Raw genomic sequence first — 22,414 nt, 5'->3', positions numbered from 1 at the left:
TCCCGTTTCGACCGAGTGCCGGATCCCGCGTCTTTGTGCCGGGGCCGTCACCCGGTGAGGTCGTCCAGGGAGCCGGGGGGGGGGGGGGGGGGGGGGGGGGGGGGGGGGGCGGGCGGCCCGGCCGCGCCCCCCCCGCCGCGCGGCCGCCCCGCCCCCCCCCCCCCCCCGCCCCCCCCCCCCGCCCCGGCGCCGGCGTGCGGGGCGGCGCCCCCCGCCCGCCGGGCGCGCGGCCGCCCCGCGCCCCCCCCCCCCCCCCCCCCCCCCCCCCCCCCCCCCCCCCCGCCGATCGGGCCCGTCCCGCCCGGCGAGACCGCCAGCTCGGCCCAGATCGTCTTCCCCCGGCGCGCGTACCGGGTGCCCCAGCGCTGTGCCAGCTGGGCCACCAGGAACAGGCCGCGGCCACCCTCGTCGGTGTCCGCCGCGTGCCGCAGATGCGGGGAGGTGCTGCTGCCGTCGGACACCTCGCAGATCAGCACCCGGTCGTACACCAGCCGCACCCGCACCGGCGGCCGGCCGTACCGGATCGCGTTCGTGATCAGCTCGCTGAGCACCAGTTCCGCCGTGAACCCGATCTCCTCCAGCCCCCAGGCGGCCAGCCGCCGCGCCGCCGCGGTGCGGACCGGGGACACCTCCGACGGATCGCTGGGCACCTCCCACTCCGCGATCCGCTCCGGATCGACCCGGTGGGTCCGGGCCACCAGCAGCGCGATGTCGTCGGACGGCACCGGGAACAGCAGCTCGGCCAGGACGTCCGCGCAGGTCTGCTCCGCCGAGCGGCCCGGTCGGGCCAGTGCTGTGCGCAGCAGCGCGAGCCCGGTGTCGAAGTCCCGGTTCCGGTCCTCCACCAGCCCGTCCGTGAAAAGGACCAGTTTGCTGCCCGGCTCCAGTTTCAGCCGCACCGAGGCGAACGGCCGGGTCCCCAGACCGATGCCCAGCGGCAGCCCCGGCGGCACCGAGGGGAACTCCACGCTCCCGTCGGGCCGCACCAGCGCGGGCCCGGGGTGCCCGGCGCTCGACATCGTGCAGACGCCGGAGGTCGGGTCGTAGATCACGTACAGGCAGGTCGCGCCCGTGACCCGCGGCGCGCCGCCACCCCCGCTCCCCTCGCCGTCACCCCTGTCGCCGGACCCGGACCCGCTCTCGCCCTCGTCGCCGCCTTCGGCAGAGCCCTCGTCCCCGCTCTCGCCGCCGGCCAGGTCCCCGGCCCCGCCGTTGCTCGCCGGACCGCTCCTCGGCCCGGCCGGCTCGTTCTCCTCGCCCAGCCGGTCGAGCAGCTCGTCCAGATGCCCGAGCAGTTCGTCCGGCGGAAGATCCAGCGCGGAGAAGTTCCCCACCGCCGTCCGCAGCCGTCCCATCGTCGCCGCCGCGTGCACCCCGTGCCCCACCACGTCGCCGACCACCAGCGCCACCCGCGCGCCCGGCAGCGGGATCACGTCGAACCAGTCGCCGCCCACCCCCGCCTGCGCGGGCAGATAGCGGAACGCCACGGTCACCGCGCTCTGCTCCGGCAGCACCCGGGGCAGCAGACTGCGCTGCAACGACACCGCCATCGAGTGCTCCCGGGTGAACCGCCGGGCGTTGTCGATCGCCAGCGCCGCCCGCGCCGCCAGCTCCTCCGCGAACGACAGGTCCTCCTCCCCGAACGGCTCCGGGGTGTCCGGCCCGCGCCAGAAATTGACCAGGCCCAGCACCACCCCGCGGGCCAGCAGCGGTGCCGAGACCAGTGAGTGCAGCCCGCTGGCGAGGACCCGCTCCCCGCCGTCGGGGTCCTGCGCCCGCCAGTCGCGCGACGCGGAGAGGTCCGCCCGGAACACCGCCCGGCCCGCGTGCAGCGCCGTCGCCATCGGCGTCCCGGGTACCACGTACCGGATGAGATCGCCCACCGGCTGGAACGGGTTCTCCGTCCCCGTCCCGCTCACCGCCGTCCGGCGCATCCGGGTGTACGCGCCCGACGGCTCCTCGCCCCGCACCACCGGATCCAGCAGTTCCACCGTCACCTGGTCGGCGAACCGGGGCACCGCCACCTCCGCCAGCTCCTCCGCCGTCCGTACGACGTCCAGGGTGGTCCCGATCCGCGTCCCCGCCTCGTACAGCAGCCGCAGCCGGCCCCGCGCCACCTCGGCCCGTCCGGTCAGCGAGGCGAGTTCGGTGGTGTCGCGCATCGTCATCACACAGCCGCCGTCGGGCGCCTCGTCCCCGGTCGGCCGGACGTTCACCGCGATCAGCCGGTCGCCGGCCAGATGCACCTCGTCCGTCGCCGTCCGCCCGGACAGCAGCAGCGAGACCGTACGGGGCTCCAGGCCCAGCTCGCGGACATCGCGCCGCTCCGCGTCCTCGGGCAGCTTCAGCAGCCGGCGCGCCTCGTCGTTGGCCAGCAGCAGCCGCCCGTCGGCCGCGACGATGAGTACCCCCTCCTTCACGGCGTGCAGGACCGCCTCGTGGTGCTCCTTGAGCCGGGTCATCTCCGCCGGCCCGAGGCCGTGCGTCTGCCGCCGCAGCCGGGCGCTCACCAGCCCCGCGCCGCCCACCGCGAGGATCACGCCGACCGCTCCCGCGATCAGCAGCAGCGGCACCCGGCCCTCGACCGACTTGCCGACCGTCTGCACCTCGATGCCACTGGTCACCACCCCGACGACGGTCCCGTGCGCGTCCCGCACCGGGACCAGCGCGCGCACCGAGTCGCGCGGCGCGCCGCGGTAGATCTCGGTGAAGGACGCGCCGGCCCGGGCCCGCGCGAGGTTGCCGGAGACCCGGCGTCCGATCAGCGAGGGATCGGAGTCCGTGTACCGGGTGCCGTCGGGGGACAGCACGGCGATGTAGTCGACGCCCGAGCCGCGCCGGGCCGCCTCGGCGCGCGGCTGGAGGGCCGCCGTCGGGTCGTGGGAGCGCAGCGCGTCGGCGATCCCGGGCGCGTGGGCGAAGGCCGCGGCGACGGCGAGGGAGCGATTGCGGGCGTCGCGTTCGGCGTCGCCGCGGCCCTGGATCACCAGGGCCAGCGCGGCCGCCAGGACGATCAGCAGGGCGATGAGCGCCTGAAGCGCGAAGACCTGTCCCGCGACGCTCCGTAGCCCGGTGGGCCGCCGCGTTCCACCGGCGGACCGGTCCACGCGTCGCGTCACGGTGCGCTCCTTCCCGCCCCGCGGACCCGCTCCGGGTCGCCGCCGGGGGCGCCTCCTCCCATGCTGCACCGTCCCCCCACGCACGGGAAACGCAGCGAAGGCGCCCGGACGGACGCCGGGCCCGGCCGGAGCGGGGCGGGAGGAGGAGCCGGGGAGGGGCTGTTACGCGGCTGGTCAGGCGGGCCGGGCGGCCTCGCGCGCGAGCCGGGCGAGCGTGGTGCGCATCCCGGCCCGGTTGACTCCGATGCGCCGCTCGGGGGACACGCCGGTGAAGACCCGGCCCAGCACGACCGCGAAGCCCGCGCCGCGGCCCGTCCGCAGGTCCTGCCAGGTTTCGGTGACGCGGGTCCCGGGCCGGGCCGCGGTGTCGTCCGGGCCGTTGCCGTCGGGGCCGTCGCCGTCCGTGCCGTCGCCCTTCGAGCCGCTGGAGACGTCTGCCGCTCCCGCCTCGCCGGTCCCGTCGGTCTTGTCGGCCCCTTCTGTCCCGTACGCCTCGAAGCGGTACCCCCAGCGCGCGATCGGCAGCCCGAACACCCCGGCGTCGAAGACGAAGGCCTCACCCGGCACCGCCTCGACGACCCGGCAGGTGGTGAACCAGACGAACGGCCCGCGCCGGTTGAAGCCGATGAACCGGCTGCCCGCGCGCAGCGCGGCCCCCGGCGCCCACACCCCGCGGCATTCCGGACTCCACCGGCCCATGTTCCGTACCTCGGCCACCAGGCCGTACAGCTCCCCGGGGCCGGCCCCCGGCACCCGTATCGACTCCGTCAGACTCCGCTGCCGCACCGTGCCTGCCACGTCCGCTCCCCTCGGTAGGTCGGGTTACCCGCGGGTACGGTAGCGGACCGGAGGGCCTGTGCGTGCGGCCTCCGGTTGGTTACGGTGGGCGGAAGATCAATTTCTCGCAGGCCGTTCCCGCACGCCGGAAGGAACCCGCATGTCGGTCACCACCGCCCTCCCCGCCGAGCCCGACGTCCTCGTGCGCACCGAGGGCCGCGCCGGCATCCTCACCCTGAACCGTCCCCGCGCCATCAACGCCCTCACCCACGCGATGGTCCGCCGCATCGACGAGGCGCTCACCGTCTGGGAGGACGACCCCGCGGTGACGACCGTCGTCATCCAGGGCGCGGGGGAACGGGGCATGTGCGCCGGCGGCGACATCCGCGCCATCCACGCCGACGCGCGCGCCGGCGGCACCGCAACGATCGGCTTCTGGCGCGACGAGTACCGGCTCAACGCCCGGATCGCCCGCTACCCCAAGCCCTACGTCGCCCTCATGGACGGCATCGTCATGGGCGGCGGCGTCGGCGTCTCCGGCCACGGCTCCGTGCGGGTGGTCACCGAACGCTCCCGGATCGCCATGCCGGAGACCGGCATCGGCTTCGTCCCCGACGTCGGCGGCACCTGGCTGCTCGGCCGCGCCCCCGGCCGCCTCGGCATCCACCTCGCCCTCACCGGTGCGCAGGCCGGAGCGGCCGACGCGATCCTCGCCGGCCTCGCCGACCACTACGTCCCCAGCGCCGATCTGCCCGCGCTGACCGCCGCGCTCACCCGGCTGCCCGCGGCCGAGGCCGTCGCCCGCTTCGCCCGCCCGGCCCCGCCCGGCGCACTCGCCGGCCGGCGCGAATGGATCGACGACTGTTACGCCGGCGCCACCGTCGAGGACATCGTCCAGCGGCTGACCGACTCCGGGATCCCGGAGGCCAAGGAAACCGCGACCGTGCTGCTCGGCCGCGCCCCCACCGCGCTCAAGGCCGCTCTCACGGCCGTCCGCGGGGTCCGGCACCTCGACAGCCTGGAAGCGGCGCTGAACATCGAGTTCCGCCTCTCCTGCGGGGCCTTCGCCTCGCCCGACCTGGTCGAGGGCATCCGCGCCCAGGTCGTCGACAAGGACCGCGAGCCGCGCTGGAGGCCGCCGACCCTCGGCGGGGTCGCGGACGAGGACGTGGCCCGCTGGTTCGCCGCCCCGGACACGGGAGACCTGGGTCTGTCCGCGCCGGACGGTGGCCGGGAAGGCTGAGCGGCAGGCGGCGGCCGGGGGGCGTCCGGCTGCGGCGCGCGGTGCGCGGTGCGCCGATCCGCGCCGGAGTTCTCATACGGATCGGACCGGGGCCCTTCCCGTACGGACCCGGGGGACCGCCTCGGGCCGCCTCGGGGAGCCCCCGGTCCCTCAACCCGCCTCGTCCTGCCACTCCTCCAGGGTGAACAGTCCGCCCTGGGGGTCACGCACGGTGGCCCGCCGTGCCTCCGGAGTACGCCAGCCGTCGTCCGCCTCCGGCACCAGCGAGCCGCCGCGCGCGCGGACGGCGGCGGTCGCCCGGTCCAGGTCCGGCACCCGGAAGTGCACCAGCCAGCGCGGCCGCAGCTGCGGCTTGGCCGAGGCGGCCTCCACCGGGCCGCTGTTCAGCCGGGCGACCGCCTCGCCGTGCCGGCGCAGCACCACCTGCTCGTCCTCGTACGACACCTCGAAACGGTCCGCCGAATCCCCGTCGACCCACTGGAAGACACCCCCGTAGAAGACGGCGGCGTCGAACGCGTTGCGCGCGTGGAGCTCCAGCCACACCGGGGCGCGCCGCTCGCCGAGCCGCCAGCGCGAACTGACCCGGCCCTCCCACACCCCGAAGGCCGCGCCCTCCAGATCCGTGGCCAGAGCGGCCCGGCCACGGGGCGGGAAGGCCACCGGCCCGACCCCGACCGTGCCACCGCGCTCGCGGATACGGGCCACCGCGGCGTCGGCGTCGCCGACCGCCCAGTACGCGGTCCACGCCACCGGCACCCCCATCCGCTCGGCCACGTCGCCGATCCCGGCCACCGGGACCCCGTCCCGCTCGCCGACCGAGAAACCGGGGCCCAGCGGGCCGCGCCGGAAGGTCCAGCCGAGCACGGCCCCGTAGAAATCCTCCGCCGCGCCGAGATCGTGCGTCGCCAGACTCAGCCAGCAGGGCGCACCCGGCTCATCCGCGCTCAACGGCACCCGGCTCTCCTCACACTCGTCACACGGCCACGCGGGTCACGCGGGTCATACGAACCGCACGGTCCACGCGCCTCTCGGCACCCGTACACACCCCCACGGCCACCCTGGCCCGTACGGCCCGCCTCCGCCACTCGGCCCCCTGCTCGCGCCGATAGCGCCGAGCCGTGTCGAGCGGTGCCGTGTCGAGCGGTATCAGGCGGTACCGGGGCGGTGCCGCGCCTGCCGCCGGGGCCGGGCGGCGGCATCATGTGAACGTGCTGCTGACGTTCGAACCCGTCCTTGCCCGGATCGCCGAGGAGCTGGAGGACCTCACGGACCGCGGCCGGCCCGCCGACTACATCCCGGCCCTCGCCGTCGCCGACCCCGGCCGCTTCGGCATGGCGGTCGCCGAACTCGACGGCACCGTGTACGGGGTGGGGGAGTGGCGTGAGCCGTTCTCCACCCAGTCCGTCACCAAGGTCTTCTCGCTCGCCCTCGCCCTGGCCCGCAAGGGCGACGCGCTGTGGGACCACGTGGGTCTCGAACCGTCCGGCAATCCCTTCAACTCGCTCATCCAGCTGGAGTACGAGAACGGCATCCCGCGCAACCCCTTCATCAACGCGGGCGCCCTCGTCGTCACCGACCAGCTCCACCGGATCACCGGCGACGCCTCCGGTGTCACCCTCGACTTCCTGCGCGCCGAGAGCGGAAACCCGGACCTCGCCATCGACGGGGAGGTGGCCGCGTCCGAGACCGCGCACGGCGACCGCAACGCCGCCCTCGCCCACTTCATGGCCTCGTGCGACAACATCGCCAACCCCGTGCCCACCCTGCTGCGCGAATACTTCCGCCAGTGCGCGATCCGGGCCTCCTGCGCCGATCTGGCGCTCGCCACCACCGTCCTCGCCCGGCACGGCGTCCGCGCCGACGGCACCCGACTGCTCAGCCGCAGCCAGGCCAAGCAGATCAACGCCGTCATGCTCACCTGTGGCGCGTACGACGCGGCCGGCGACTTCGCCCACCGGGTCGGGCTGCCCGGCAAGAGCGGCGTCGGCGGCGGCATCATCGCCGTCGTTCCCGGTCGTTGCGGCGTGTGCGTCTGGGGACCTGGCCTCGACGCACGCGGCAACTCGGTGGTGGGGGTCGCCGCGCTCGACCGCTTCACCACCCTCACCGGCCTGTCCGTCTTCTGAAGCGCGGCCCCACCTGATCGTGGACGGCACTCCGTCCGCGAGGCCGCGCTCCGGGCCTGACCCGAAAGGCCCGTGGTGACGGTGTCCGGTGCGGCGGACACCGTCACCACGGGCCTTCGACGGCCTTGCCGGCCGCGGGACTCAGCTCGCGGCCGGCAGGACCACGACGAAGGGGGCGCGCCGCGTCACGCCGTCGCCGGCGTGCCACTCGGCCGACACCGTACCGAGCGCGCCCGCCGGCTCCGCGTCGCTCTCCCCGTCCAGAACCCGGCACAGACACAGCACCGGCTCGCCCGGGCCGAAGGCGAGGAGCGTCGCGTCCGCGCCGTCCGTCACCATGACCGCCGTACCGGCCGCCCAGGCGCCGTCCGGCACCGAGCCGTCCGCGAGCGCCGCCCGCACCGAGGGATCGGGCGTGTGGGAGACGCTCTGCATCTGCGGCTCGGCCTTCCCGCGCAGCAGAGCCGCCAACTGGCCCGCCAGCACCGGGTCGTGGGCCCCGTCGTACAGCCAGCGCTTGCCCAGTACCCCGTGCTCCGAGGTGCCGATCAGCGCCTCCTCGGCGCCCGGGAGCGGAGCCGCGCGATAGGTCATCGGCACCAGATAGCTCCGCGGCCCGTCCCCAATCCCGGCTCCACCGCCGGCCCCGCTCCCGGCTCCGGCGGAGTCCGTCACCACCAGGAACTCGATGCCGACCTCGCCTTCCGGGTCGTCCAGCCGGAAACCTCCGGTCCGCTCCAGCTCCGGCGCCCCGCCGGCCGCCGTGTACCAGGGGCGGGTGGGCAACCAGGCCGTGAGCAGCTCCAGTTTGGTCGGGGCCATTGTGGTGCGGTGGATGACGGACATCGGGTCTGTTCCTCCTCGGTGACGTCTGCGGCTCCCGGAACGCCGGGCCGCCCCGTCACCGTAACGCGCCCGCCCCGGCGCCCGCGTGGCGGGACACCGGGGCGGAACCCATGGCAACTAGACGCCAGGAGGCAGCAGTTCGCCCGCGCGAGCCACCCGTGCGTACCAGTGCGCGCTGGACTTCGGGGTCCGCCGCAGCGTGTCGTAGTCCACGCGCACGATGCCGAAGCGCTTCTCGTACCCGTACGCCCACTCGAAGTTGTCGAGCAACGACCACAAGAAGTAGCCGGCCACGTTCGCCCCGTCCTCGACCGCGCGGTGCACGGCGGCCAGGTGCGCGTGGATGTACTCCGCGCGCCGCGGGTCGTGCACCGAGCCGTCCTCGGCCGGTACGTCCTCGTACGCCGCGCCGTTCTCGCTGACGACCAGTTCGAGCCCGGGGAAGCGGGCGGACAGCCCGGTCAGCAGGGCGTACAGCCCGGACGGGTCGACCGGCCAGCCCATCGCCGTCCGCTCCCCTTCCGCCTGGTGGAAGGCCACGTTGTCGGCGCCCGGCCACGGCGAGTACGGGCTGTCGCCGTGCCCGTCGTCCTGGGACCGCTTGGTGCCCTCGGGGACCTGCGAGACCACCGTCGGCGTGTAGTAGTTGACGCCCAGCCAGTCCAGCGGCGCTCCGGCCGCGGCCTCGTCGCCGTCCTGGACGAATCCCCAGTCCGTCAGGTGCGCCGTGTCCTCGAACAGCTCCCGCGGATAGCCGCCCTCCAGCATCGGGCCGAGCCACACCCGGTTGCCGACGGTGTCGATCCGGCGCGCCGCCTCGCGGTCCTCGGGCGAGTCGGTCAGCGGACGCACCTCGTGCAGATTGAGCGAGACCGCCAGCCGGGCCGTGGCCGGCAGCGCGGCGCGCAGCGCCTGGACGGCCAGCCCGTGTCCGAGGTTCAGATGGTGCGCGGCCCGCAGCGCGTCCACCGGGTCGGTCCGGCCCGGGGCGTGCACCCCGGAGCCGTAGCCGAGGAAGGCCGAGCACCAGGGCTCGTTGAGGGTGGTCCAGCGGTCCACCCGGTCGCCGAGCGCGTCGGCCATCAGGCCCGCGTACTCGGCGAACCGCTCGGCCGTCTCCCGCTCCGGCCAGCCGCCCGCGTCCTCCAGCTCCTGCGGCAGATCCCAGTGGTAGAGCGTGAGCGCCGGCTCGATCCCGGCCGCGAGCAGCTCGTCGACCAGGCGCCGGTAGAAGTCCAGGCCCTGCTGGGACGCCGGCCCCCGCCCGGTCGGCTGGACCCGGGACCAGGAGACCGAGAACCGATAGGCGTTCAGGCCGAGTTCGGACATCAGGGCGACGTCCTCGCCGACCCGGTGGTAGTGGTCCACGGCGACATCGCCGTGATGTCCCTCGAAGGTCTTCCCCGGGGTGTGCGAGAAGGTGTCCCAGATCGAGGGGGTACGGCCGTCCTTCGCCGCCGCGCCCTCGATCTGGTACGCGGCGGTCGCGGCTCCCCACAGGAAGCCGGCCGGGAATCGCGGCGGGGCGGTGAGCGGCCGGGTCTCGGACGCGGTCATGGAACGCTCCCAACTCGGAAGATGTGAAAGGAAGGAGAGCAAGTGCACCGGGCGCGGGCCGTCAGCTCTTGACGGCGCCCGCGGTGATCCCGCCGACGATGTGCTTGCCGAGGAAGGCGAACACCAGCAGCAGCGGCACGGTCGAGATCAGCGCACCGGTCAGCACCACCGCGTGGTCCACGGTGTGGTTGCCCGCTCCGAGGCCCGCCAGGGCCACCTGGAGCGTGGGATTGCCCTCGGAGGTGAGGGCGATGAACGGCCAGAAGAAGTCGTTCCAGGCCTGGACGAAGATCAGCATGCCGAGGACGGCCATCGCGGGCCGTGCCACGGGGAAGACCACGTGCCACACGATCCGCAGCGAGTGGGCGCCGTCGACCCGGGCCGCCTCCACCAGCTCCACCGGCAGCGCCTCGACGAGATACTGACGCATGAAGAACACGCCGAACGCGGCCACCAGCGAGGGCAGGACGACCGACTGGAGCTGGTCGAACCAGCCGAGGTCGGTGATGATCCGGTAGAGCGGGATGACGCTGAGCTGCGGCGGGATCGTCATCGTCGCGACCACCAGGGTCAGCAGTACCGAGCGGCCCTTGAACGGCAGCTTGGCGAAGGCGAATCCGGCGAGCGTGGCGAACACGACGGTGGACAGGGCCACCAGGCTCGCCACGATCGTGGTGTTGATCAGCGCCTCGCCCATGTTCACCTGGTTCCAGGCGAAGGACAGGTTGTCGAGGAGCTTCGGACCGGGCAGCAGCGGCGCGGGCGCCGAGACGACCCGCTTGCCGGAGTGCGAGGCGGCGACGAAGTTCCAGTACAGCGGGAAGAGCGAGACGAGCGTGGCCACGCCGAGCAGCACATAGGTGAGCGGACCGGCGTGCAGTGGCCGGCCGGCCGTGGACGGACGGGTTCGGGTGCGCAACGGTCAGTCCTCCAGCTTCGTACGGCGGACACGGGCGACGAGCACGCGGCCGGCGCCGAGGAGCAGCAGGAGCAGCAGCATTACCCAGGCGATCGCCGACGCCTGGCCGAGGGCGCCGGTCACCCAGCCCTTCTCGTACATGAGCAGGCTCAGGGTCTGGTACTGGTTGCCGCTGCCGCCCGAGATGCCCACGCTGCCGCCGTACAGCATCGGTTCGCCGAACAGCTGGGTGGAGCCGATGGTGGACACGACGATGGTGAACAGGATCGTGGGCCGGATGGAGGGGATCGTCACACTGATGAACTGGCGCCAGCGCGACGCCCCGTCGAGGGCGGCCGCCTCGTACAGATCGTGCGGGACGGCCTGCATCGCGGCCAGATAGATGAGCGCGTTGTAGCCGGTCCACCGCCAGATCACGATCACCGAAATGGCGATCTGCGCGGGCCACTTGGAGGTCTCCCAGTCGACCGGGCCCAGACCCGCCCAGCCGAGGCCCGAGTTGATCAGCCCGTAGTCGGTGTTGAAGAGCTGGGCGAAGACCAGGGTGGCGGCGGCGATGGACGTCGCGTACGGGGCGAGGATCGCGACCCGGAAGAAACCCCGGCCCCGCAGCCGGGTGTTGAGCAGCTGCGCCAGGCCGAGCGCCATCATCAGCTGCGGCACGGTCGAGATGACGCCGATGGTGAAGGTGTTGAGCAGCGCGTTCCAGAAGAACTCGCTGGTCGCCAGGTCGGTGTAGTTCTCCAGTCCCTTCCACTGCGGATCGCCGCCCAGCTCCACCCGGTTGAGCGAGAGCCAGCCGGTGTACACCAGGGGGAAGAGGCCGAACGCGGCGAAGGTGAGGAAGAAGGGGGTGATGAAGACGTACGGGGCCGCCTTCACGTCCCAGCGGTGCAGTCGGCCGCGGCGCCGGTCGGCACCGCCGGACCGGACCGGCCGCGGACGGGAATCGGGCGCGCCGGGTGACGGGGGGCCGTCGTCCCGCGCGGATACGGAGGTGGCCACGGGGGCGTCCTTCCGGGTCGGTGCGTACGGACCACAGGGGTCAAGGGGCAAGGAGTCAGGAGGCAAGGTGCGGCGCGGGGGCGGGGCTCCGGCCTCGAAGGAGGAGCCCCGCCGCCGCCCGCTACTGGTCGATCTTGTCGTCGATCAGCTTGCGCACGTTGTCCCAGGCCTTCGCCGGGTCGGTGCCGCGCTGCTCGATGTCGAGAATGCCGTTGTCCGTGACGAAGGTCTTCACCTGGCCGTCGTAGCGGCTGATCGGCGCGGGCCGGATGCCCGCCGCGGCGTTGGCGTAGATCTGTCCGACCGGCGTGTCGCCGAAGTACGGCATCTTGGCGCCGGTCACCTCGGTCGAGGTGAGCGTGTCCTTGGCGGACGGAATGTTTCCGTTGACCTTGAACACCTTGGCGGCCTGTGTGGGAGCGGTCAGCCAGGCGGCCAGCTCGGCGGCCTCCTTGGTGTGCTTGCCCGACTTCGGAACGGCGAGGAAGGAGCCGCCCCAGTTGCCCGCGACCGGTGGTGCGGCGATGTCCCACTTGCCCTGGTTGGAGGGCCCGGCCTGGTCCTTGATGATGCCGGTCATCCAGCTCGGGCAGGCGACCGTCGCGAACTTGGAGTTCTTGAAGCCGGCGTTCCAGGTGCCCTTCTCGTCGAACTGGCGCAGCTTGGCGGTGATGCCGCTCTGCGCCGCCGCGACGGCGGTGTTCCACGCCTTCTTCACGCCGGGGCTGGTCTCCCAGATGAGCTGCCCCTTCTCGTCCGCGTACTGCACGGGCTCGCTGTTGACGACGGCGTTGAACAGGCCGCTCGCCGAGTCGTGGAAGAACGTGCCCTTGGGAGCCTTCTTCTGGTAGTCCTTGCCGGCCTGCAGGAACTTGCCCCAGTCGCCCGCCCACAGCTTGCCGACCTGCTCGCGGTCGGTGGGCAGTCCGGCCTTGGCGAACAGGTCCTTGTTGTAACAGACCGCCATCGGCCCTATGTCGGTGCCGAGCCCGATCACCGCACCGTCGGGGGTGGTGGCCTGCTTGACCTTCCAGTCCAGGAAGGCGCCGATGTCGGATCCGCCGTTCTTGGACAGGTCGACCCACTTGTTCGCCATCGTGGGGCTGGTCGCCTCCGCGATGTACCCCACCTCGATCGCCTGGACGTCGGCCAGACCGCTGTTGCGCGAGAGTCGCAGCTTCAGGGTGTCCCAGTACTTCTGGCCGTCGGAGACGTTCGACTCCACGATCTTGATCTTCGGATGCGACCGCTCGTACTCGGCGTAGAGCTTCGCGCCGGTCTTGTCGTCGAATCCGAACGAGCCATAGGTCCCGACCCTCAGCGTGATCGTCCCGTCGGCGGCCTCGCCGTCGTCGTCGCTGCCGCAGCCCGTGAGCAGGGCTGTCCCGGCCGCCAGTGCGGCCAGGGTGGCCAGAGCCCGTCTGCCGCTGGTTGTGCGCATGCCACTCTCCTCGTCCCGATGCCAGGGGTGGTGCTTGCCGTACGTTGGTGGGAGCGCTCCCACATCGCCGTAGCCGGAAGGTTCCTGCCTGTCGGGCGGCAGTGTCAAGATGTGCACGCGGATTCGTCGTGACGGATCGTCGAAGGCGCCCGGCGCCTTGACGGAAAGGGTGTGGGAGCGCTCCCATGGTGTGGGTCGCCGACCGGTACCGTGTGCGACGGGGTCGGGGGCGTGGCCTATCTTGACCTGATCGCCGCACGGATCTCGGGGGCGATGCCGCACGAGGGGAGTACGAGGGTCGTGAGCGGACGGCACAGGAGCAGGCCGACACTGGAACAGGTCGCGGCCCGGGCCGGCGTCGGCCGGGGAACGGTGTCCCGGGTCATCAACGGCTCGCCCCGGGTGAGCGATCAGGCCCGTGAGGCCGTCGGGCGGGCCATCGCCGAGCTGGGCTACGTACCCAACCAGGCGGCCCGCGCGCTCGCGGGCAGCCGCACCGACGCCGTCGCCCTGGTCATCCCCGAGACCGAGGCCCGGCTGTTCGCCGAGCCCTACTTCCTGGACATCATCCGTGGCATCAGCGCCGAACTCGGGGAATCCGACAAGCAGTTGCTACTGACCCTGGTCCGCACCGAGCGGGAGCGGCAGCGGTTCGAGCAGTACCTCGCCGCCCAGCGCGTCGACGGAGTGCTGCTCGCCTCGGTGCACGCCGACGACCCGCTGCCCGAGCGCGTACGCGAACTCGGTCTGCCCGTGGTCCTCAACGGCCGGCGCGGCGCGGACGAGTCCGCCGCCTGGGTCGACTCCGACAACACCGGCGCGGGCCGGACGGCCGTCGCCCACCTGGCCGAACGCGGCCGCCGCCGGATAGCCACCATCAGCGGCCCCCTGGACATGTACGTGGCCCGCGCCCGGCTCGACGGCTATCACGAGGGCATCGCGGCGGCGGGGCTCGAACCCGACGGACTTCTCGTCGCCACCGGCGACTTCACGGAGGAGGGCGGCCGGCGCGCGATGCGGGTCCTGCTGGAGCGGGCGCCCGATCTGGACGCCGTCTTCGCCGCCTCCGACGTCATGGCCGCGGGTGCGCGCGGAGTGCTGCGCGAGTGCGGCCGGCGCGTCCCCGAGGACGTCGCGCTCGTCGGCGTCGACGACTCGGCCGTCGCCCGGCTGATGGACCCGCCGCTCACCAGCGTGCGCCAGCCGATAGCCGAGATGGGCCGGACCATGGCCCGCATGCTGCTCCGGGAGCTCGGCGCGGGACCCGACGGCCCGTCGGCGGACGGGCCCGGGGAGAACCGGGTGCTGCCGACGGAGCTGGTGGTCCGGGAGTCCTCCTGAGGAATCGCCGCGTTCTAGGCGTCCCGGTTTCCATGTGTCCCGTGCGTCCCGGTTTCCGGGCGTCCAGGCTTCGGGGCTTGCCGCGCTTCCCCGTGGTCCGCGCTTCCGTGGATTTCGTGTTCCTGTGTTCCTGTGTTCCGTGAAGGCGCGGGGTGTGGCCGGGCGGGCCGCAGCCGCGTACGGCTCCGGCCCGCCCGGCCCCCTCGAAGGCCCCCCACGGGCCCGCTCAGTGGCGCGTCACAGCGCCGGGTAGGCGTTCTTCATCAGCTCCTGGAACTGGGCCGAGAACCACTTGCCCGAGACCGGCGCGTCCGGGAGCGCCCCCGACGGGTTGTTGCCGTTGCGGATGTTGCCGGTGTACGTCGGGTCGCACATCCGGTCGAAGCCCTTCCCCTCGTTGTTGGGGATCTCCTTGCTGGAGCCGTCGGACTCGCCCGGGGGCTTCATCCACACGTAGGCGTCGATGCCCGCGGCCGGCGCCGCCTTGGGCCGTTCGCCGAGGCCCGCCCCGGCCTGGTTGCACCAGTTGCCGGTGTGGACCCGCCGGTCGTACTTCCCGCCGTTCACATACGTGTCGACGCTGGTGGTCGCCCCCGGGCCGGTCGGCCGCGCGGTGCCGCCCCAGCCGTTGCGGGAGGTGTCGATCAGCATGCCGATCTTCGAGTCGAAGCCGATCGAGATCAGCTTGTCGCGCAAGCCCTGGGCGTACGACAGCTCGTCGACGTAGCGGTTCCAGTCCACCCACTTCGACTGGCGCACGGAGACTCCGTTCACCGTGTCGTCGATCTTGAAGTTGTCCTCCTTCAGGGTGTTGAAGTTGGCCGTGTTGACGATGAAGCCCTGGACGTTGGCGAGGGTCGAGCCCTCGGCGGTCGCCGCGGTCTTGAACATCTCCGCCGACGGCCCCAGGTTGTCGTCCCAGCCCAGCCAGCCGTGGTGGCCGGCGTCCAGGTAGTTGTAGACGTTCTTGATCGCGCCGAACTTGGCCAGCGCGTAGCCGACGCCCTTGACGTAGTTGCCGTTCGCCTTCATGGTGTCGCAGGCCGCGACCGCCGTGTCACGGCCCGAGACATTGGTGACGAGGTTCGGCAGCGAGTCGACCTCGACCGTGGTGACGATGCGCAGACCCGCGTACTTCGCGTCGCCGAGGATCGCCGCGATCGGGTCGATGTACTGGGTCTTGTACTTGTCGATCTCCGTCGGGCCGAGCTCGCCGTTGGAGGCGAGCGCGGAGCAGTCCCGGCCGGGCAGGTCGTAGATGACCAGCTGGACGACCAGCTCGCCGCTGCCCTTCTGCTTCAGCGCCTCGTCGAGGTGGGCCCGCAGACCCATGGAGGTGGACGAGCCCTCGATGGCGGCGATCCGGTCCAGCCACACACCGGTGGGCTGGTTCGACACCCGGCTGCCGCCCGGCTCGGCCGCCGCGTGGGCGGCCCACTCCGGGTTCACGTACATCTTCGCCCCGGCGTAGGGGTTGTCCACCTTGCTGCCCGCGGGCGGCGGCGTGGTCGGCGGGGTGGTGGGAGGTGTCGTCGGCGGGGTGGTCGGGGGGGTGGTCGGGGTCGTGCCGTTGCAGGTGACCCCGTTCAGCTTGAAGCTCGCCGGTATCGCGTTGGTCCCGGAGTACGACGCGTTGAAGCCGAAGGACGTCGAACCGCCGGTGCCGAGCGACCCGTTGTACGAGGCGTTCTTCGCGGTCACGTTGGTGCCCGACTGGGTGAGCGTGGTGCTCCAGCTCTGGGTGACCTGCTGGTTCCCGGCGAAGGTCCACTCCAGGGTCCAGGCGGTGAGCGGGTCGCCGGTGTTGGTGACGGTCACGTTGGCGCCGAAGCCGGCGTCCCACTGGCTGGCGATCTGGTAGTCGACCCGGCAGCCCGGGGAGGCGGCGCCCGCGGTGGTCGCGCCGATGACGGTCGCCGTGGCGCCGGTCGCCGTGATCAGGCCGAGGGCCGCGAGCAGTGCGGTGCGGCTGGTTGTGCGGCTCATGGGGGTGGGTGTCCCTTTCATTGTCCGTTCGGACCGCGCAGGTGGTCGCGCAGCCCGATGTCGAATGCGGTGGGGGTTTTGTCGTACGAACCGATCAGGGCGGGCCCGGAGGAGCAGTCCCAGGTGTTTCAGGTCCAGCCCAGGTAGGACAGGCCGTGCTCGTCGAACCACGTCATGACGCGGTCGGTGAAGCCGTGCCCGCACGTGTTCTCGCCGATCTCGCCCGCGATCAGGGGGACACGGGCGGCGACCGGGGCGAGCTGGGAGTTCCAGCACGTCTCGTCGACACAGGCGTTGAAGTTGTAGACGTGCCAGGCGGCGGCGATGCTGCCCGCCGGGTCGGTGGGGGCGTACGCGAGCCACTGGCTCAGGTCGTTGGAGTAGGCGAGTCCGGGCGCCAGGAGCACATTGCGTGCCCCGGTCGCGCGGACCGCGTCCACCAGGCCTTGCATGCCGGCGACCTCGGAGCCGATGCCGGGGCGGTGCTCGCCGCCGTGAGCGCCGCTCCCGCGAGCAGCGCCGGCAGACGTGGGGGATGTCGCATGAGCGATCCTCACGGCGAGGGCACCCCCGAACAGGGTGCCGACGGGCTGGAACCGCTCCCACTGGTCCGGCGACCGTAGCGCCAACTTCCGTTCAGCAAAAGGGAGTCGGTGAATTTTCACCGAGGTTGCCTTCGACTCTTCGGCTGTCTTGACGGGCTGTTCCCCGTTCTGCACAGTGGGAGCGCTCCCACTGGTTCAGAGCTTGACCGCGCCGCCCGTCCCCCCGGCCGGCGCCGGCACCACCCCCCTCCGCATCCGAGCCGCGAGGAGAACCACGTCATGCCACCACGACCACGTCGGTCGCGCGGTGCGCTCGCCGCCGCGCTCATCGCCACCCTCGCCCTGCCCGCAGGACTGCTGGCCGCAGGACCCGCCGCCACCGCGGCCGCCGCCGTCCAGTGCAGCGTCGACTACAAGACCACGAACGACTGGGGCTCCGGCTTCACGGCCGACGTGACCCTCACCAACCGCGCCACCACCCCGCTCGACGGCTGGAGCCTGAGCTACGCCTACACCGGCGACCAGCACCTCAGCAGCGGCTGGAACGGCACCTGGAGCCAGTCCGGCAAGACCGTCACCGTCACGGGCGCCGACTGGAACCGCACCGTGGCCGCGGGCAGCGCCGTCACCGCCGGCGCCCAGTTCGCGTACACCGGCACCAACGCGGCGCCGACCTCCTTCAGCGTCAACGGCACCCCCTGCACCGGCGCCCACCAGCCTCCCGTCACCGTCCTCACCAGCCCGTCCGCCGGCGCCGTGTACACCGTGGGCAACACGGTCCCGCTCGCCGCCACCGCGGCCGCCGCCGACGGCGCCACCGTGAGCAAGGTCGAGTTCTACAGCGACACCACCCTGCTCGGCACGGACACCACCGCGCCCTTCACCTTCGACGCGACCTCTCTCGCGGCCGGCACCCACTCGCTGTACGCCAAGGCGACCGACTCCCTCGGCGCCTCCGGTGAATCCACCCCCGTGGGCATCACCGTCGCCGCCGGACCCGCGCTCGTCGCCACCCCCGCCCAGCTCTCCGTACGGCAGGGCACGAGCGCCACGTTCGACCTGAAACTGTCCACCCAGCCCTCCGCGAACGTCACGGTGAGCGTCGCCCGCAGTTCCGGCGTCACCGGTCTCACCGCGAGCCCCGCGACCCTCACCTTCACCCCGGCGAACTGGAACACCGCCCAGAAGGTGACCGTCACCGCCGCGCAGACCGGCACCGGCAGCGCCGTGTTCACCGCGACCGCCCCCGGCCACACCAAGGCCGAGGTCACCGCCACCCAGCTGGCCGCCTCCTCCACGTACGAGGCCCGCTTCCTCGACCTCTACGCGAAGATCACCAACCCGGCCAACGGCTACTTCTCGCCCGAGGGCATCCCGTACCACTCCGTCGAGACCCTGATCGTCGAGGCCCCCGACCAGGGCCACGAGACGACCTCGGAGGCCTACAGCTACCTGGTCTGGCTCCAGGCCATGTACGGCAAGGTCACCGGCGACTGGACGAAGTTCAACGGCGCCTGGGACACCCTTGAGCGGTACATGATCCCGACCCACGCCGACCAGCCCACGAACTCTTTCTACAACGCCTCCAAGCCCGCCACCTACGCGCCCGAATGGGACGAGCCGTCCCAGTACCCGGCCCACCTCGACTCCGGCGTGACCTCCGGCAACGACCCGATCGCCGCCGAGCTGAAGAGCGCGTACGGCACCGACGACATCTACGGGATGCACTGGATCCAGGACGTCGACAACACCTACGGCTACGGCAACGCGCCCGGCAGCTGCTCCGCCGGCCCCACCAAGACCGGCCCCTCGTACATCAACACCTTCCAGCGCGGCCCGCAGGAGTCCGTCTGGGAGACCGTCACCCACCCCACCTGCGACGCGTTCACATACGGCGGCAAGAACGGCTACCTCGACCTGTTCACCGGCGACAGCTCGTACGCCAAGCAGTGGAAGTTCACCAACGCGCCCGACGCCGACGCCCGCGCCGTCCAGGCCGCCTACTGGGCCGACATCTGGGCCAAGGAGCAGGGCAAGGGATCTCAGGTCGCCGGCACCGTCGGCAAGGCCGCCAAGATGGGCGACTACCTGCGCTACGCCCTGTTCGACAAGTACTTCAAGAAGGCGGGCGACTGCGTCGGCCCGACCGCCTGCCCGGCCGGCAGCGGCAAGAACAGCTCGCACTACCTGCTGTCCTGGTACTACGCCTGGGGCGGCGCCACCGACACCTCCGCGGGCTGGGCCTGGCGCATCGGCTCCAGCCACGCCCACGGCGGCTACCAGAACCCGCTCGCCGCGTACGCGCTGAGCAGCTACGCCCCGCTCAAGCCCAAGTCCTCCACGGGCGCGGCCGACTGGGCCACCAGTCTCACCCGGCAGCTGGAGTTCTACCGCTGGCTCCAGTCCGACGAGGGCGCCATCGCGGGCGGTGCCACCAACAGCTGGCAGGGCCGCTACGCCACCCCGCCGGCCGGTACCCCCACCTTCCACGGCCTGTTCTACGACGAGCAGCCCGTCTACCACGACCCGCCGTCCAACCAGTGGTTCGGCTTCCAGGCCTGGTCGATGGAGCGCGTCGCCGAGTACTACCAGCAGACCGGTGACACCCAGGCCAAGACCGTCCTCGACAAGTGGGTGTCGTGGGCGCTGTCGAAGACCACGATCAACCCCGACGGCACCTACCGCATCCCCTCCACCCTCCAGTGGAGCGGTGCCCCCGACACCTGGAACGCCACCAGCCCCGGCGCCAACAAGAGCCTGCACGTCACCGTCGCCGACTACACCGACGACGTCGGCGTGGCCGCCGCCTACGCCAAGACCCTGACCTACTACGCGGCCAAGTCCGGCAACGCCGACGCCAAGCGCGTCGCCAAGGCCCTGCTCGACGGCATGTGGACGCACGACCAGGACACCCTGGGCATCGCCGTCCCGGAGACCCGCACCGACTACAAACGCTTCAACGACCCCGTGTACGTCCCGAGCGGCTGGACCGGCACCATGCCCAACGGCGACCGGATCGACTCCTCGTCCACCTTCTCCTCCATCCGCTCCTTCTACAAGAAGGACCCCGCCTGGCCGAAGATCGAGGCCTACCTGGCGGGCGGCGCGGCCCCCGTCTTCACCTACCACCGGTTCTGGGCCCAGGCGGACATCGCCCTGGCCATGGGCTCGTACGCTCAGCTGCTCGAATAGCCCGCCCCGCGTTGAGCAGACGCTGTTCGTACGAATCGGCCGGGCGGTCCCGCGTGGGGGCCGCCCGGCCGCACGCCGTCCACCGGACGCCGTGCGGAGGCCGGTCCCGTGCGGAGGCCGGTCCCGGGTGGACCGGTCGGCGGGTGGAACGACCGACGGGGGTGCCGGCGCGGGGGGCGGTTGGGCGCCCGCGCGGGCAGGCCCCTGAGGCTAGGAACGCTCGACTGCGTCGAGGGCGTGTTCTTTGAGGAAAGCGCCCGCATGGGCCGCGGCTTCCTGCACGGTCGCGTGGCGCGTCCCCTCGGTGATCGCGGCGGATGCTCCATCAGCACCCACGCCCGTCCAGCTCCAGTCACCGGAAGGTGCCTGCACCAGTTCGGCGGTCCCCCCGAACAGCGCGAGCGTGCTCCTGCCCGCCGACGCGGGCGCCGAGCGGCTGACCGCGTCGGGCCATTTCTTACGGGCACCCTGCCGGGTGATACCCCAGACAGCGCCCAACTGCTCGTAACTGGCGCCGTAGGAACCGGCGGTTGCCGCCGCGTGCGCGGTCAACCGCCTGACCTCGGCATCCACCATCTTCCAAGCGGCCAGGACGGACAGTGTCACTTCGAGGGGATCTGCTTCCCACATGCGGTCCGCGGGCAGCCCGGTCTGTCGGGAGCGGATCGCCGTGGCCAGCGGATTCAGGGCGTCATGCAGCGCCTTGTCGAGTTCTGCCTGCTCTTCCGGGGTGATCTCGGAGACGGTCATGCGACAACTATAGTTTCCCAATCTCCAGTTGGAAACCAAAGTTTCCAACTGTGTCCCGCTCGCTCGCGGCCCGACCATATCGGCGACACGGCCCTCCAGTGCTGTGCCAGGCGTCTTTCGCCGGCGGCCCGCCCGTTCCGCCGGATGATGTAGCGGCGGACACGCGGCCCCGTTCCCGATGGTGGACTGTGTCGGCGCCACGGGGGGCGAACGTTGCTTGACGAGACGCTAGCCCGACCGGAAACCGCCCCGGACGGTGCCGTCCGGGGCGTACAGACCGTGCAGCAGCCCGACGGCGTCCCCGAGCCCCGCGCAACGGGGGAAACCGCGCACCCCCCGCCGGTCCCAGCCCGGCCCCGCGGGCAGCACGAGGGGACGCCCGCGCGCACCGGCGGCACCCCAGCGCAGCCCGTCGAGCCGCCGCGCCAGCGCGGCCGATGCCGTGGAGCGGGCCTGAGACCACAGCACGACCGCCGCCGGACCGGTTCGCCGTACACACGCCAGGAGCGCTTCCACGGGAACGGCCGCCCCGAGCATCCGGCACGGCACGCCCCGCTCGGCAAGAGCGGCGTACAGGGCCTCGATCGGCAGCGCGTGCTGCTCGTCGGGCGCGCACGCCAGGACGACCGGCGGCGCCCCGGCCGGGACAGCGGCCCGGGGCAGCAGCAGCGGCGCGCTGCGCAGGGCGGTGGAGACATGCCAGGACAGCAGGTGCTCCACCTCCACGTAACGGTCGGCGGAGGACGCCCACTTACGGCCCACGGCACGCAGGGTCGGCACCATGATCTCCTCCCACGCCCCGACCAGCCCGTGGGTCCCGACGGCCTCCAGAAGCCCGGACTCCACCCGTGCGGAGTCCAGCCGCACGGCGGCGCGGGCCAGGCCCCGGCACTCCAGCCGTACGTCGCCCAGGGGCAGACCGCTGCCGGCTGCGCCGCGCCGTGGCACCGGGGGCACGGGGGCGGCCGGGGCGCGCCGGTGCGGTGAGGCGGGTGGGGCGGATGAGTTCAGTGAGTCCGGTGAGCTCGGTAGGTTCCGTGAGGTTTGTGAGTCCGACGAGTCCTGTGCGCCCAGTGTGTTCCGTGCGCTTCGCGGGTCCGGTGGGAGCGGGGCGGCAGGCGGCACGGGGACGGGGGAGCCGGCCGGTCCGGGCCCGCCGTTCCCGCTCTGTGCGAGGGCGACCCGGGCCGCCTCGGCGGGCGGCGCGCCGCCCGCCGTCAGCCGGCACATGTGCTCGACCAGGGCGACGTCCGCCGGACTCCAGCGGCGGTGCCGGCCCGCTGAGCGGGCCTCGGGCCCCAGTCCGTAGCGCCGGTCCCAGGAGCGCAGCGTCGTGGGGGAGACCCCCAGACGCCGGGCCACGGCTCCCGTGGTCAGTCCCGGCGGCGCCGTCGCCCGCGCGGCCTCTTCGGTCATGGCTGATGGCCCTTCGGTGGGACACGACCCGGCGGGGCCCGCGTGGCCCGGCCCCGCCCGCAGGCTACTCGATGCGCAATCGACGCACGTTGTGATCGTCACCGACCGGATCACAGGCTGGATCACGCCGGGGCGAGCCGTCCCGGAGCGA

15 protein-coding genes and 1 pseudogene are annotated in these 22,414 nt (G+C 72.7%); 4 read left to right on the top strand and 12 right to left on the bottom strand.

Features of this window, described 5'->3' with window-relative positions; all coding sequences use genetic code 11:
* Nucleotides 1–47: 47 nt before the first annotated feature.
* Nucleotides 48–3,119, bottom strand: a complete 3,072-nt coding sequence (locus ACGFRB_RS03400; protein WP_393238377.1) for a SpoIIE family protein phosphatase — start codon at nt 3,117–3,119, stop codon at nt 48–50.
* Nucleotides 3,120–3,293: 174 nt separating this feature from the next.
* Nucleotides 3,294–3,917, bottom strand: a complete 624-nt coding sequence (locus ACGFRB_RS03395; RefSeq protein ID WP_393238374.1) for an SRPBCC family protein — start codon at nt 3,915–3,917, stop codon at nt 3,294–3,296.
* Between the two features lie 139 nt (nt 3,918–4,056).
* Here ACGFRB_RS03395 and ACGFRB_RS03390 point away from each other — a divergent pair, with 139 nt between their 5' ends.
* Nucleotides 4,057–5,139 (top strand): enoyl-CoA hydratase/isomerase family protein, encoded by a 1,083-nt coding sequence (locus ACGFRB_RS03390; protein ID WP_393238371.1) that lies wholly within the window; start codon nt 4,057–4,059, stop codon nt 5,137–5,139.
* Nucleotides 5,140–5,289: 150 nt separating this feature from the next.
* Here the strand turns inward: ACGFRB_RS03390 and ACGFRB_RS03385 are convergent, their stop codons facing one another.
* Nucleotides 5,290–6,087, bottom strand: a complete 798-nt coding sequence (locus ACGFRB_RS03385; RefSeq protein WP_393238368.1) for a VOC family protein — start codon at nt 6,085–6,087, stop codon at nt 5,290–5,292.
* A 254-nt stretch (nt 6,088–6,341) separates the two neighbouring features.
* Between ACGFRB_RS03385 and ACGFRB_RS03380 the strand changes: the two genes are divergently transcribed.
* Nucleotides 6,342–7,265: a glutaminase gene (locus ACGFRB_RS03380; protein WP_363008192.1), complete on the top strand. Its 924-nt coding sequence runs from the start codon at nt 6,342–6,344 to the stop codon at nt 7,263–7,265.
* A 141-nt stretch (nt 7,266–7,406) separates the two neighbouring features.
* On the opposite strand, the gene ACGFRB_RS03375 is transcribed toward ACGFRB_RS03380, so the two are convergent.
* The 5 genes from ACGFRB_RS03375 to ACGFRB_RS03355 form a co-directional block, all read right to left on the bottom strand.
* The gene (locus ACGFRB_RS03375; RefSeq protein WP_393238364.1) at nt 7,407–8,111 is read right to left on the bottom strand and encodes a 1,4-alpha-glucan branching protein; all 705 of its coding nucleotides are present in this window, start codon (nt 8,109–8,111) and stop codon (nt 7,407–7,409) included.
* A 117-nt stretch (nt 8,112–8,228) separates the two neighbouring features.
* A complete protein-coding gene (locus ACGFRB_RS03370; protein ID WP_393238361.1) occupies nt 8,229–9,668 on the bottom strand; it encodes a GH1 family beta-glucosidase in 1,440 nt (479 codons plus the stop codon).
* Nucleotides 9,669–9,729: 61 nt separating this feature from the next.
* Entirely contained in the window at nt 9,730–10,587 is an 858-nt protein-coding gene (locus tag ACGFRB_RS03365; RefSeq protein WP_363008198.1) for a carbohydrate ABC transporter permease, read from the bottom strand.
* A gap of 3 nt (nt 10,588–10,590) precedes the next feature.
* Nucleotides 10,591–11,592 (bottom strand): carbohydrate ABC transporter permease, encoded by a 1,002-nt coding sequence (locus ACGFRB_RS03360; RefSeq protein ID WP_393238358.1) that lies wholly within the window; start codon nt 11,590–11,592, stop codon nt 10,591–10,593.
* A 121-nt stretch (nt 11,593–11,713) separates the two neighbouring features.
* Nucleotides 11,714–13,033, bottom strand: coding sequence for an ABC transporter substrate-binding protein (locus tag ACGFRB_RS03355; RefSeq protein ID WP_393238355.1), 1,320 nt, complete (start codon nt 13,031–13,033; stop codon nt 11,714–11,716).
* A gap of 273 nt (nt 13,034–13,306) precedes the next feature.
* Between ACGFRB_RS03355 and ACGFRB_RS03350 the strand changes: the two genes are divergently transcribed.
* Nucleotides 13,307–14,374, top strand: coding sequence for a LacI family DNA-binding transcriptional regulator (locus ACGFRB_RS03350; RefSeq protein ID WP_363008283.1), 1,068 nt, complete (start codon nt 13,307–13,309; stop codon nt 14,372–14,374).
* A gap of 237 nt (nt 14,375–14,611) precedes the next feature.
* Here ACGFRB_RS03350 and ACGFRB_RS03345 read toward each other — a convergent pair whose 3' ends face one another.
* Together ACGFRB_RS03345 and ACGFRB_RS03340 are read right to left on the bottom strand one after the other, a co-directional pair.
* Entirely contained in the window at nt 14,612–16,360 is a 1,749-nt protein-coding gene (locus ACGFRB_RS03345) for a glycoside hydrolase family 6 protein (protein WP_393238352.1), read from the bottom strand.
* Nucleotides 16,361–16,377: 17 nt separating this feature from the next.
* Nucleotides 16,378–16,839, bottom strand: a pseudogene (locus ACGFRB_RS03340) (cellulase family glycosylhydrolase); the annotation flags it as partial.
* 345 nt (nt 16,840–17,184) lie between these two features.
* On the opposite strand from ACGFRB_RS03340, the gene ACGFRB_RS03335 reads away from it, so the two are divergent.
* Entirely contained in the window at nt 17,185–20,097 is a 2,913-nt protein-coding gene (locus tag ACGFRB_RS03335; protein ID WP_393238349.1) for a glycoside hydrolase family 48 protein, read from the top strand.
* Nucleotides 20,098–20,307: 210 nt separating this feature from the next.
* Here ACGFRB_RS03335 and ACGFRB_RS03330 read toward each other — a convergent pair whose 3' ends face one another.
* Both ACGFRB_RS03330 and ACGFRB_RS03325 read right to left on the bottom strand, forming a co-directional pair.
* A complete protein-coding gene (locus ACGFRB_RS03330) occupies nt 20,308–20,847 on the bottom strand; it encodes a hypothetical protein (RefSeq protein ID WP_393238346.1) in 540 nt (179 codons plus the stop codon).
* Nucleotides 20,848–21,075: 228 nt separating this feature from the next.
* Nucleotides 21,076–22,263 (bottom strand): MerR family transcriptional regulator, encoded by a 1,188-nt coding sequence (locus tag ACGFRB_RS03325; RefSeq protein ID WP_393238343.1) that lies wholly within the window; start codon nt 22,261–22,263, stop codon nt 21,076–21,078.
* Nucleotides 22,264–22,414 lie beyond the last annotated feature (151 nt).

Source organism: Streptomyces sp. NPDC048718, from assembly GCF_043198875.1.
In the GTDB taxonomy this organism is placed as follows: Bacteria; Actinomycetota; Actinomycetes; order Streptomycetales; family Streptomycetaceae; genus Streptomyces.
Note: the sequence above shows the minus strand (reverse complement) of the source record. Positions and strands in the feature narration are given on the sequence as shown.

Bases quoted from the DNA above. Each gene is read 5' to 3' on its own strand.
- ACGFRB_RS03390 (WP_393238371.1), top strand. From the start codon at position 4,057: ATGTCGGTCACCACCGCCCTCCCCGCCGAGCCCGACGTCCTCGTGCGC.
- ACGFRB_RS03375 (WP_393238364.1), bottom strand. From the start codon at position 8,111: ATGTCCGTCATCCACCGCACCACAATGGCCCCGACCAAACTGGAGCTG.
- ACGFRB_RS03370 (WP_393238361.1), bottom strand. From the start codon at position 9,668: ATGACCGCGTCCGAGACCCGGCCGCTCACCGCCCCGCCGCGATTCCCG.
- ACGFRB_RS03355 (WP_393238355.1), bottom strand. From the start codon at position 13,033: ATGCGCACAACCAGCGGCAGACGGGCTCTGGCCACCCTGGCCGCACTG.
- ACGFRB_RS03350 (WP_363008283.1), top strand. From the start codon at position 13,307: ATGCCGCACGAGGGGAGTACGAGGGTCGTGAGCGGACGGCACAGGAGC.
- ACGFRB_RS03345 (WP_393238352.1), bottom strand. From the start codon at position 16,360: ATGAGCCGCACAACCAGCCGCACCGCACTGCTCGCGGCCCTCGGCCTG.
- ACGFRB_RS03335 (WP_393238349.1), top strand. From the start codon at position 17,185: ATGCCACCACGACCACGTCGGTCGCGCGGTGCGCTCGCCGCCGCGCTC.
- ACGFRB_RS03330 (WP_393238346.1), bottom strand. From the start codon at position 20,847: ATGACCGTCTCCGAGATCACCCCGGAAGAGCAGGCAGAACTCGACAAG.
- ACGFRB_RS03325 (WP_393238343.1), bottom strand. From the start codon at position 22,263: ATGACCGAAGAGGCCGCGCGGGCGACGGCGCCGCCGGGACTGACCACG.